Origin of the sequence: Microbacterium sp. (assembly GCF_036566905.1) — a bacterium.
GTDB lineage: Bacteria > Actinomycetota > Actinomycetes > Actinomycetales > Microbacteriaceae > Microbacterium.
Genome location: NZ_DATCVK010000016.1, coordinates 1 through 11,149 on the forward strand (window position 1 = coordinate 1; position 11,149 = coordinate 11,149).

At 71.8% G+C, this 11,149-nt stretch carries 11 protein-coding genes; 6 read left to right on the plus strand and 5 right to left on the minus strand.

What is annotated here, in order from left to right; all coding sequences use genetic code 11:
* The first annotated feature begins 7 nt into the window (after positions 1-7).
* The gene (locus VIP82_RS01800) at positions 8-106 is read left to right on the plus strand and encodes an RraA family protein (RefSeq protein ID WP_414684604.1); all 99 of its coding nucleotides are present in this window, start codon (positions 8-10) and stop codon (positions 104-106) included.
* A gap of 85 nt (positions 107-191) precedes the next feature.
* On the opposite strand, the gene rraA is transcribed toward VIP82_RS01800, so the two are convergent.
* On the minus strand, positions 192-659 hold the full coding sequence (gene rraA, locus VIP82_RS01805) for a ribonuclease E activity regulator RraA (protein ID WP_331905589.1): 468 nt from the start codon (positions 657-659) through the stop codon (positions 192-194).
* Between the two features lie 189 nt (positions 660-848).
* On the minus strand, positions 849-1,385 hold the full coding sequence (locus tag VIP82_RS01810) for a helix-turn-helix domain-containing protein (RefSeq protein ID WP_331905590.1): 537 nt from the start codon (positions 1,383-1,385) through the stop codon (positions 849-851).
* 57 nt (positions 1,386-1,442) lie between these two features.
* On the opposite strand from VIP82_RS01810, the gene VIP82_RS01815 reads away from it, so the two are divergent.
* The 4 genes from VIP82_RS01815 (at position 1,443) to VIP82_RS01830 (ending at position 6,177) form a co-directional block, all read left to right on the plus strand.
* Entirely contained in the window at positions 1,443-2,924 is a 1,482-nt protein-coding gene (locus VIP82_RS01815) for an MFS transporter (RefSeq protein WP_331905591.1), read from the plus strand.
* Positions 2,925-3,082: 158 nt separating this feature from the next.
* Positions 3,083-4,240, plus strand: a complete 1,158-nt coding sequence (locus VIP82_RS01820) for a type III polyketide synthase (RefSeq protein WP_331905592.1) — start codon at positions 3,083-3,085, stop codon at positions 4,238-4,240.
* Positions 4,241-4,340: 100 nt separating this feature from the next.
* On the plus strand, positions 4,341-5,045 hold the full coding sequence (locus VIP82_RS01825) for a methyltransferase domain-containing protein (protein WP_331905593.1): 705 nt from the start codon (positions 4,341-4,343) through the stop codon (positions 5,043-5,045).
* Positions 5,038-6,177: an FAD-dependent oxidoreductase gene (locus VIP82_RS01830; RefSeq protein WP_331905594.1), complete on the plus strand. Its 1,140-nt coding sequence runs from the start codon at positions 5,038-5,040 to the stop codon at positions 6,175-6,177. Before VIP82_RS01825 ends, VIP82_RS01830 begins: the two co-directional genes overlap by 8 nt.
* A 38-nt stretch (positions 6,178-6,215) precedes the next feature.
* Here the strand turns inward: VIP82_RS01830 and VIP82_RS01835 are convergent, their stop codons facing one another.
* A complete protein-coding gene (locus tag VIP82_RS01835; RefSeq protein ID WP_331905595.1) occupies positions 6,216-7,058 on the minus strand; it encodes a UbiA family prenyltransferase in 843 nt (280 codons plus the stop codon).
* 128 nt (positions 7,059-7,186) lie between these two features.
* On the opposite strand from VIP82_RS01835, the gene VIP82_RS01840 reads away from it, so the two are divergent.
* Entirely contained in the window at positions 7,187-7,768 is a 582-nt protein-coding gene (locus tag VIP82_RS01840; RefSeq protein WP_331905596.1) for a nitroreductase family protein, read from the plus strand.
* Between the two features lie 94 nt (positions 7,769-7,862).
* Here the strand turns inward: VIP82_RS01840 and VIP82_RS01845 are convergent, their stop codons facing one another.
* Together VIP82_RS01845 and VIP82_RS01850 are read right to left on the minus strand one after the other, a co-directional pair.
* Positions 7,863-10,070: an ATP-dependent Clp protease ATP-binding subunit gene (locus VIP82_RS01845; protein WP_331905597.1), complete on the minus strand. Its 2,208-nt coding sequence runs from the start codon at positions 10,068-10,070 to the stop codon at positions 7,863-7,865.
* Between the two features lie 84 nt (positions 10,071-10,154).
* On the minus strand, positions 10,155-11,149 hold a 995-nt coding region (locus VIP82_RS01850; protein WP_331905598.1), incomplete at its 5' end, for a SulP family inorganic anion transporter.

The following is an 11,149-nucleotide window of genomic DNA, read 5'->3' on the forward strand; positions in this document are numbered from 1 at the left end:
GGCGGGGATCGGCGAGGTCGACGTTCCGGTGACCGTCGCGGGCGTCGCCTTCGTTCCCGGCAGGCACGTGTGGGCGGATGCCGACGGGGTCCTCGTCGAGCGCTGACCACCGCGCGCCGCTCGGGCGCCGCCGCGCGTCCCGCGCCGACCGGATGTGCCGGCGCACCGGCGCCCCGATCGGCGCGCGGTGGTCAGCGCTCGACGAGGATCCCGTCGGCATCCGCCCACACATGCCTGCCGGGAACGAAGGCGACGCCCGCGATGGTCACCGGAACGTCGACCTCGCCGATCCCCGCCTTCACGCTCTTGCGAGGGTTCGATCCCAGCGCCTTGACGCCGATCGGCAGCTCGCCGATGGCGACGCGGTCACGGATCGCGCCGAAGACGATGAGCCCGGCCCAGCCGTTCTCGACCGCGGACGCCGCGATGAGGTCGCCCACGAGCGCGGACTCCAGCGACCCTCCGCCGTCGACCACGAGCACCGCGCCGTCGCCCGGGGTCGCGAGCAGGTCCTTCACGAGCGCGTTGTCACGGTGGCACCGCACCGTTCGCACCGGACCGTCGAACGCGACGCGCCCGCCGAAGTCGTGCAGCTGCAGCGAGAGCGAGTCCAGCTCGTCACCGCGTTCGTCGTACAGGTCAGCCGTGGCGGTCGTCATCCCCTCAGGCTAAGCGCCCGTCACGCCCCACACGCGTTCCCAACTCAGGAAGAATCGCAGGACTTTCGCCGAGCGCATGCAGCATTCCGCGATCAGACGGGGAACCCTCCGCCGGATCTCCTGAGTTACGCACGCGAACGGGCGCGCGTGGGCGCACGCGAACGGGCGTGGGCGGACGTGAAGCGCAGGTCAGCGGGCGGCGGGCGGGTTCTCGTCGGGGTGCAGCGTACTGAAGAACGAGTACGTGTCGCCGTCCGCGTCGGGGCCGCGCTCCTTGAACTCGTTGACCAGGGCGTAGAGGCGGTGCTGGAACTCGGTGCGGTGCTCGGGCGTGAGCTTGAGCCCGAGCCACGTGGTGTCGAGGTCATCGGGATCGACGCCCTGGATCTGCTGCAGGAATGTCTCGATGAGCACGGGCGAACCGCCGGGCATCGACGTCCGCCACGACAGCCCGGTCGCCCGGTAGGGGACCTCGCGCGCTCCCTGCGCGCCGGAGCGCTCGGGTTCGGCGGCGAGGTAGCCCGTCTGCACGAGGGTGCGCACGTGGTGCAGCATCGTGCCGGGGTTCATGCCGAGCAGCTCGGCGAGCTCCTTGTTGGTGCGCGACTCGAACGCGCACAGCCGCAGCACGCGCAGGCGAAGCGGTGAACTCAGCGCGCGCATCCGCGCCTCCGCCTCGGGATCACCGTGTCGCAGCTCGATCCGGTCTTCCCCATCCTCGGCCACGTGGTCAGCGTACAAGACTGATTGACAGATCTCAATCAGTGGCGCACACTGATTGACATGTCCCAATCAGATGGGCTTCGCGGGGTCGACGCCGCCCCCGAAGAGCTCGCCGCCGACACACTCGCCGAAGCGCGTGCCGAGGCATCCACGCTCACTTCGCGAGCCGGTGCCGATGAGGCAGTGGAGGCGGATCAGGATGCCGCGGCCGCCGCCGCGACGCCCATCCCCACGGCCGGCAAGGGCTCGCTGTGGCGAGACCGCAACTTCCTGACCCTGTGGAGCGGACAGGCCCTCAGCCAGTTCGGCGCGCAGATCACAGAGCTGGCGATCCCCGTGCTGGCCGTCCTCATGCTCGATGCGACCGAGTGGGAGGTCGGCGTGCTCAACGCCGCGCAGGTCGCCGCCTTCCTCGTCGTCGGGCTCCCCGCCGGCGCCTGGATCGACCGCATGCGCAAGCGCCACGTCATGATCGTCGCCGACGGGGTGAGAGCCGTCGCCCTCGGCACGCTGCCCGCACTCGCACTGCTCGGCGCACTGGAGATCTGGCACATGATCGTCGTGGCGCTCATCATGGGCGTCGCGACGGTGTTCTTCGACGTGTCGAACCAGAGCATCATCCCCTCGCTGGTGCGCACGAATCAGATCGCCGAGGCCAACGGCAAGCTGCAGTCGACCGAGCAGCTCGCCGGGCTGGCCGGCCCCGCGTTCGGCGGATGGCTGGTCGGCGTGCTCGCCGCCCCCCTGGCGATCTTCATCACCGTCGGCACCTACCTCGCCTCGTTCGTCGCGCTGCTGTTCACCCGCGACCACGAGCAGCTTCGCGCCCCCGAAGACCACAAGCCGCTCGCGCACGAGATCGGCGAGGGCCTGCGGTGGGTGTTCGGCAACCCGCTGCTGCGCCGCATCGTCGGCACGACCGGCGTCGCGAACTTCTTCGGCACGTTCACCACCACCCTGCTGCCCATCTTCGCGCTGCGCGAGCTCGGCCTCACACCGCAGATGTTCGGCATCGTCTTCTCGCTGTCCGCCGTCGGCGGCCTGCTCGGGGCGATCGCGACGCCCCACATCGTGAAGCGGATCGGCGAGGCGCGGGCGATCCCGATCAGTGCGATCGCCTTCTGCATCGCCCCGCTCTTCCTGCCCGCGATCTCGCTCGTGCCGGCGCTGGCCTTCCCGCTGCTGATCGTGCAGTTCTTCGTGTCGAGCTTCACGATCCTCCTGTACAACATCACGCAGGTCACCTTCCGCCAGCGCATCACACCGCCCCGGCTCCTCGGCCGCATGAACGCCTCGATCCGTTTCGTGGTGTGGGGCGTCATGCCCATCGGCGCGCTCCTCGCCGGCGCGCTCGGCACCTGGATCGGCACCGTCCCCACGCTCTGGATCGCCGCGTGCGGCGAGCTGCTGGCCGGCCTCTTCGTCGTCATCGGCCCGTTCTGGGGCATGCGCGAGCTGCCCGATGCCCACGAGGAGCATACGAACGGCGGTCCGGCCGCGGCCGATTCCGCGGACGGCCGGGGCGCCGACCCCGGGCGCTGAGCGGGGGAGATCGTCGGATGCCTCGGCCCGCCGTGCAGGGTCGGGTCGGGGCCTCCGCACTCGGCGGCTGACGCGCGTCCGGCACTGCCCCGGTACCTCACGGCCCGGATTCCGGCAAGACGGTGCTGACGGGTGCCCGGGCGTGCTTAGGTTGCTCCATGACGGCGCGCATCGTCTCGATCGGCACGGCGGTCCCTGCCACCCGGATCCGGCAGGACGATGTCCGTGCGCTGTTCGCGGCGCAGGACGGCGTCGATCGCCTCACCCGGCGGCGCATCCAGGCGGTGTTCGACGCCTCGGCCATCGAACAGCGTCACACCGTCCTGACCGACCTGGCGACGCCGCCGGGACCGCGGGCGGCGGGGGTGCCCGCCTTCATCGACGCGGAGGGGCGACTCCTCTCCCCCACGACCGGCACGCGCAACGACCTCTACATCGCCACGGCTCCAGCGCTCTCGGCCGAGGCGGCCCGCGAGGCGCTGCGCGACGGGCGCATCGAGCCGTCGGCCGTCACGCACGTCGTCACCGTGTCGTGCACGGGACTGTTCGCGCCAGGACCGGACTATCGTCTCGTCCGCGACCTCGGGCTGAGTCCGACGGTCGAACGCTGCCACCTCGGATTCATCGGATGCGCGGCCGCGCTCCCGGCGCTGCGGGTCGCGACGGCGCTCGCGGGGACCCGGCCGGACGCCGTGGTGCTGGTGGTCTGCACCGAGCTCTGCTCGCTGCACGTGCGGGCCTCGGCCGATCCGCAGCAGATCGTCGCGGCATCCGTCTTCGCCGACGGCGCCGCCGCGGCGATCGTGACGGCGGATCCGGCCCTCGGCCGCGCCGGCGGGCTCGACCTGGAACGCTTCGGCAGCGCGCTCACCGACGAGGGCGAGACCGACATGGTGTGGACGATCGGCGACAACGGCTTCGAGATGGTGCTGTCGGCCGAGGTGCCGCGCATCATCGGCCGCGAGATCCAGGGCGCGGTGGCGCGGTTCCTGGGCGACGACGGCCAGCCGGCCGTGTGGGCGGTGCATCCCGGCGGACGCAGTGTGCTCGATCGCGTCGAGACCGGGCTGGGGCTCGCACCAGACGCACTGGCCACCTCTCGCGGCGTGCTGCGCGACTTCGGCAACATGTCCAGCGCGACGATCCTCTTCATCCTCGCGGCGCTCCTGCGCGACGACGCCGTGGGCGACGGCGCCCGCGTCGCCGGGCTCGCCTTCGGGCCGGGGCTCACCGTCGAATCGGCGCTCATGACCAAGCGGCGGGTGGCCGAAGCGGCGGATGACCACATCGCCCTCGCTTTGGCGGCATCCGCGTGATGTCGGCGGTCGCCGCACTCGAGATCCGCAAGCATGCACGAGGACTGCGCGCAGGGCGCGGACCGTCACCCGCGGACGACATGAGCGTGGACGGGCCCGCATGACTCTCGCCGTCCGCGACGAGCGCCTGGCCGAGCTCATGGACGACCCGGCGTGCGACCCCGACCGTCTGCGCGCCACACTGCGCCGGTTCGGCACGATCAACCGCCTCGTCTCGGGGTGGGGCACGGTGTACCGGCACACCCTCGCTCCGCACCTGGCGACGCTGGGCCGCCCTGCACGCGTGCTCGACGTGGGCTGCGGCGGAGGGGACCTCGTGCTGCGGCTCGCCGCGGCCGCCCGGCGCGACGGCACCGAGGTCGAGTGGACCGGCATCGACCCCGATCCCCGCTCGTACCAGGTCGCCCTCGAGCGCGGCAGCGTGGAGGGCGTGACGTTCCGGTGCACAGACGCCGCCACGCTCGTCGCGGAGGGCGTCACCTACGACGCGGTGCTGTCGAATCACGTGCTGCACCATCTCGGCGCCGAGCTCGCGGGCTTCGTCGCGGAGTCGCTGACGCTGTCGCACGGGCTGGTCCTGCACAGCGACATCGCGCGCTCGAGGCTCGCCTACGCCCTGTACGCGATCGGCATCACACCGTTCGCGCCCGGCACGTTCCTGCGCACCGACGGGCTGCGCTCGATCCGGCGCAGCTACACGCCGGCCGAACTGGCCGCCGTGCTCGACGAGGCGATGCCCGGAACCTGGGCCGTGCAGACCCCGGCGCCGTTCCGCGTGCTTGCGACGGGTCGCGGTCGTGGCTGACGTCACGATCGTGGGCGCAGGCCCCGTCGGCACGTTGCTGGCGACGGAGCTCGCGCGCCGCGATGTCGAGGTGAGGATGCTGGAGCGCCGGCCTGCGCTCGGCGACGGCACCCGGGCCATCGGCATCCACTCGCCCGTCCTTGCCGCCCTCGAGCCGTCGGGCCTCACCGACCGACTGCTCGCCGACGCCGTGCGCGTGCGGCGCGGCGAGGCGCACAGCCGCGGACGCCTGCTCGGCACCGTGCGCTTCGATGCGCTGGCCGCGCGGTTCCCGTTCGTGGCGACGCTCCCGCAGTCGACCACGGAAGCGGTGCTCGGCGCCGGCGCCCCCGAGCCGCTGCGAGGCGCCCACGTCATCGCGGTGATCCCGCGCGCACAGGGCGTCGTGGTGCGGGCGACGCACCTCGGCCGCATCATCGAGTTCGAGAGCCGCCTCGTGGTCGTCGCGGGCGGTGCGGGCGGGCGCGACCTCGTCTACCGGCCCGGCCGCGTGGGCGTGCGCGAGTACCGCGACCGCTATCTGATGACGGATGCCGCCACCGCCGGCCGATCCGACGACGACGTCGCGCTGGTGCACCTCGACCCCGACGGGGTGCTCGAGTCCTTCCCTCTGCCCGGCGGCCGGCGCCGGTTCGTGGCCTGGGATGCCCCGGGCGGCGATGACGCACCGGAGGCTCGCTCGGCGCGGCTGCGCGACGCACTCACCCGTCGCGGCGAGGAGGCCGCCGCGAGCGCCGTGGAGACGGCGACGTCGTTCGGGGTCCGCCGGGTCGTCGCGCCGCGACTGCGCAACGGGAGGGTGTTCGCGATCGGCGACACAGCGCACGAGGTCAGCCCGATCGGCGGTCAGGGCATGAACCTCGGTCTGCTCGACGCCGTGACCCTGGCGCCGCTCCTCGCGTCGTGGATGCGCACGGGGACTCAGCCCGACGCCGAGCTGCGGCGATGGGAGGAGCGCCGGCTGCGGTCGTCACGCGCAGCAGCCGCGATGGCGACCGTGAACACGGCGCTCGGCCGCCCGCTTGCGTACACCGACGTGCTGCGCCGCACGGCCGTGCGTGCGATGCTCGCAGGCCCGTCGGGTCGGCTCTTCGCCCGCGCGTACGCGATGGGCTTCGACGCCGACGCCTGACGGACCGGCTGCCCCCGAAACCCTGCAGGGACCGTACGTCAGGCCGCGAGCGCACTCCCGGAGGCGACCAACTGCGTGGCCAGCAGCAGCGCCGCGAGCATGACGAGCCGGAACAGGGCGCGGGTCGGCGGTCGCGCGATCGCCCGCCAGGCCGTGATCGCCGCCACCGCGACGACCGCCGCGAAGAAGACCCACGACACCCCAGAGACTGCGCCGAGATCGCCGCCCGACGCGCCGAGCAGCACGGCGATCGCACCACCGACCACCGCGAGCGCGGCAGTGACCGCCGACGCTCGCGGACCGAGCCGGTGCGGGAGGCCTCGGATGCCGGTGCGGGCGTCGTCGTCGAGGTCGGGCAGCACATTGGTGAGGTGCACGGCGGCGCCGAGCGCCGCACCGGCGATCCACGCCCAGCCGGCCGCGAAGGCCGGATCCGGGGCTGACAGCGTCGCGAGCGACGGGAAGATCCCGAAGCTCACGAGGAAGGGGACGATCGACCAAGGCGTCGACTTCAGTCCGGCGTTGTACGCCCACGCCGAGCCGAGCGCGAGGGCGTGCGCGGCCAGCATCCGCCAGCCCAGCGGCACCGAGAGCGCCAGCGCCAGCACGAGCAGGCCGAGCGCCGCCGCCCACGCGACGCCGACAGCGGCGTCCCCGCGGGCGAGGGGCTTGTCCGTGCGTCCGACCTCGTGGTCGCGCGCCGCGTCGAACGCGTCGTTCGAGATGCCGACCGACAGCTGGCCGGCGAACACCGAGACGGTCAGGAGCGCGATGCGCCACGGGTCGAGCCCGGTCGCGATCCCGAGCGCCAGCGCGAGCGCCGTCACGACGAGCGTCGGTCCGGGATGCGAGGAGCCCCACAGGGCACGGACGGTGCGCACGATCGATGCTCTCACGCGCCGGGCGGCCGGCGCCGCGTGGGCGGCGGGAATGGGCCCCGGGTGCATGTCGTTGCATGAATCCGGGCCGACGGCGTCCCGAAGATCACTCAACCCTGCAAGGAGACGCCATGCCCACCCTCACCGATCGCACCGCCGAGACCGACGCCCCGATCATCGACATCCTCGCGGAGCGCTGGAGCACCCGCATCTTCGACCCGGCGTACGTCATCGACGAGACCGCCCTGGCGAGCGCGCTGGAGGCTGCGCGATGGGCGCCGACCGCAGCCAACACGCAGGCCTGGCGCGTCATCGTCGCCCGCCGCGGCTCGGCATCCCACTCCCAGGTCGTGTCGGCGCTGGCCGGGTTCAACAGCGCGTGGGCCGGCGAGGCGGCCGCGCTCGTGGTGTTCGTCGCCGAGACGACGCGCGACGGCCAGCCGATGACGTGGGCGCAGTACGACACCGGGCAGGTGGCCGCCCACTTCACCGTGCAGGCGCACGCGGACGGCCTCTCGACGCACCAGATGGGCGGCTTCGACCGCGATGCCATCGCCGCTGCCTTCGGCCTGAGCGGCGATTTCACGGCCATCACTGTGATGGCCGTCGGCAAGCTCGGCGACATCCGCACCGCATCCGCCGAACTCCAGGCGCGCGAGACCGCCCCGCGAGTGCGTCGTCCCGCCGCTGACTCTGTGCTCGTGAACGACTGAACGACCCCGCAGACCAGGACGGATGCCTCGTCCCGCTTCGGCGGGGCGAGGCATCCGTCATTCCGGTGCCGGTCGCCGGGCTCCTTCGCCGGGCTCAGTCGTCGAGCAGCTCGGCCTCGATCACGTCCTCGTCATCCGCCGTCGGCTCGGCCACGGCCGGGCCGTCGCTGGTGAGCACCAGCGACGAGCCGTCCGCCGCGACATCCACCCGCACGACGTCCCCGTCGCGCACCCCGCCCGACAGCAGCGCCATCGCGAGGCGGTCCTGGATCTCGGACTGGATGAGCCGGCGCAGCGGCCGCGCCCCGAACACCGGGTCGTAGCCGCGCTCGGCGAGCCAGGCCCGGGCGTCGGGCGTCACGGCGAGCGACAGGCGGCGGTCCTTGAGGCGCCGCTGCAGCGCGAACACCGCCAGCTCGACGATCTGCGCGAGATCGTCCTCGCTGAGCGCCGAGAACATGACGATGTCGTCGAGCCGGTTGAGGAACTCGGGCTTGAACGCCTGTCGCACGATCGCCATGACCGTGTCGCGCTTCTGCTCGGTCGACAGGGTGGGGTCGATGAGGATCGGCGAGCCGAGGTTGGATGTGAGCACGAGGATGACGTTCGTGAAGTCGACCGTGCGTCCCTGGCCGTCGGTGAGGCGCCCGTCGTCCATGACCTGCAGCAGCACGTCGAACACCTCGGGGTGGGCCTTCTCGACCTCGTCGAGCAGCACGACCGAGTACGGGCGTCGCCGCACGGCCTCGGTGAGCTGACCGCCCTGCTCGTATCCGATGTATCCGGGAGGGGCGCCGACAAGCCGCGAGACCGTGTGCTTCTCGCCGTACTCCGACATGTCGATGCGCACCATGGCGTGCTCGTCGTCGAACAGGAACTCGGCGAGCGCCTTGGCCAACTCGGTCTTGCCGACGCCGGTCGGGCCGAGGAAGAGGAACGAGCCGGTCGGGCGACCGGGGTCACTGATGCCCGCACGCGAGCGGCGCACCGCATCCGCGACGGCCTTGACGGCTTGCTTCTGCCCGATGAGGCGCTTGCCGAGCTCGGCCTCGAGGTGCAGCAGCTTCTCGGTCTCGCCCTGCAGCAGACGGCCGACCGGAATGCCGGTCCATGCCGCGATGACCGCGGCGATGTCCTCTTCGGTGACCTGATCGTTGACCATGCGGTCGCCGGCGGGCTCCTCGCGCTCGGCCTCCACCAGCTGACGCTCGAGCGCCGGGATCTCGGCGTACAGCAGGCGCGACGCCTTCTCGAGGTTGCCCTCGCGCTGCGCGCGCTCGGCCTCCATGCGGGCGGCGTCGAGCTTGGTCTTGAGGTCGCCGACCCGGTTCAGCGAGGCCCGTTCGCGGTCCCAGCGGTCCTGGAGCTCGCCGAGCCGCTGCTGCTCCTGCCCAAGGGTCTCGCGCAGCGCCGCGAGGCGTTCCTTCGACGCCGCGTCCTTCTCCTTCTTGAGCGCGAGCTCCTCGAGCTTCAGGCGGTCGACGTGTCGGCGCAGCTCGTCGATCTCGAGCGGCGCCGAGTCGATCTCCATCCGCAGCCGCGACGCGGCCTCGTCGATGAGGTCGATGGCCTTGTCTGGCAGCTGCCGCGACGGGATGTAGCGATGGCTGAGCGATGCGGCGGCCACGAGCGCGGCATCCGCGATGGCCACCTTGTGGTGAGCCTCGTACCGCTCCTTGAGCCCGCGCAGGATCGCGACGGTGTCCTCGACCGAGGGCTCGCCGACGTAGACCTGCTGGAAGCGGCGCTCGAGGGCGGCATCCTTCTCGATGAACTCGCGGTACTCGTTGAGGGTGGTCGCACCGATGAGACGCAGCTCGCCGCGCGCGAGCATGGGCTTGAGCATGTTGGATGCCGCGACCGATCCCTCGCCCCCGCCGGCGCCCATGAGCACGTGCAGCTCGTCGATGAACGTGATGATGCGGCCGTCGGACTCGGTGATCTCCTTCAGCACGCTCTTGAGGCGCTCCTCGAACTGGCCGCGGTACATCGCACCGGCGACGAGCGCGGAGATGTCGAGGGTGACGAGCTCCTTGTTCTTGAGGGACTCGGCGACGTCGCCCGCGACGATGCGCTGGGCGAGGCCCTCGACCACGGCGGTCTTGCCGACGCCGGGCTCGCCGATGAGCACGGGGTTGTTCTTGGTGCGCCGGGTCAGCACCTGACTGACGCGGCGGATCTCGCTGTCGCGCCCGATGACGGGATCGAGCTTGCCCTGGCGGGCGCGATCGGTGAGGTTGATCCCGAACTGCTCGAGGGCGCTCTGCGCGTCCTCCTGCCCGGGCTGTTGTGTGGCGTTCATGTGTCTCCTGAAATCCTGGATCGCGAAAGTTGAGTCGCGTTGACTCAAGTTTACCAGTGGTGTGGTGTGCGGATCAACGTCACCTCAGTCCCGGATCTCCGTCAGCGCATCGGCATAGGCGCGGCGCAGTCCCTCGCCGACCCACTCGGAGCCGCGATACACGTTGTCCTCCCCGATGTCGGCGGTGAGACCGCCGGCCGCCAGATGCGCGATGACCCTCTCCTCGCTGGCGACCACCTTGAGCGTCGAGTCGGCGTCGCGCAGCTCGTGGGCGAAGCGGCGCAGCACCTCGACGTGCGACAGGCCGATCTCGTCGGTGCCGCGCAGCCGCACGATCACTACTGCTCCGCTCGACTCGCGGCTGACATCGGGCAACTGGCGCTCGAAGACCGGCGCGCTCGCGAAGAAGAGGCTCCCGTAGGGCTGGAGCACCAGCACCTCCCCCGGCGGGACGACCGCCGGCGGATCGCTTTCGCGCATGCGCCCGTCGTCGGCGAGGTGCACGGCGCGCACGCGCACGCTGTTGGACTGCTCCGCGACGTACAGGATGACCCCGAGGCCGACCCCGACCAGCACCGCGAACTGGAGCGGAATGATGAGGGTCAGCCCGAAGGTGACGCCCATGATCGCCGTGGGCAGGGCGCCCGACTTCACCACCGAGTAGATGCGACTCGGTTTGACCGCGCGCCATCCCACCACCATCAGGAGGCCTGCCAGCGCCGGCATCGCGACGAACGCGACCAGATCCGCGGCGACGAACACCACGACGGCCATGACGGCTCCCGCGATGAACAGCGACAGACGGGTCTTCGCGCCGCCCTGGACGATCAGCGACGATCCCGACATCGACCCGCCGACCGGCATGCCCTGAAACAGGCCCGACACGACGTTGCCGAGCCCCTGCCCGAGGAAGTCGCGGTTGGCGTCGGCGCGCTTGCCGTCCGCGGTCGGGATGCCGGCGGATACGGCGGCGCCCTGCACGAGGCCGATGAAGGCCAGCGACAGCGCCGGGATCAGCAGCGCAGGGGCGTCGGCGATGCTCGGCAGCACGGGGGCCGGCAGCCCGCGCGGCACCTCGA

Coding starts and splice junctions, on each gene's coding strand:
- rraA (WP_331905589.1), bottom strand. CDS start 659: ATGACGACCGCCACGGCTGACCTGTACGACGAACGCGGTGACGAGCTG.
- VIP82_RS01815 (WP_331905591.1), top strand. CDS start 1,443: ATGTCCCAATCAGATGGGCTTCGCGGGGTCGACGCCGCCCCCGAAGAG.
- VIP82_RS01820 (WP_331905592.1), top strand. CDS start 3,083: ATGACGGCGCGCATCGTCTCGATCGGCACGGCGGTCCCTGCCACCCGG.
- VIP82_RS01825 (WP_331905593.1), top strand. CDS start 4,341: ATGACTCTCGCCGTCCGCGACGAGCGCCTGGCCGAGCTCATGGACGAC.
- VIP82_RS01840 (WP_331905596.1), top strand. CDS start 7,187: ATGCCCACCCTCACCGATCGCACCGCCGAGACCGACGCCCCGATCATC.
- VIP82_RS01845 (WP_331905597.1), bottom strand. CDS start 10,070: ATGAACGCCACACAACAGCCCGGGCAGGAGGACGCGCAGAGCGCCCTC.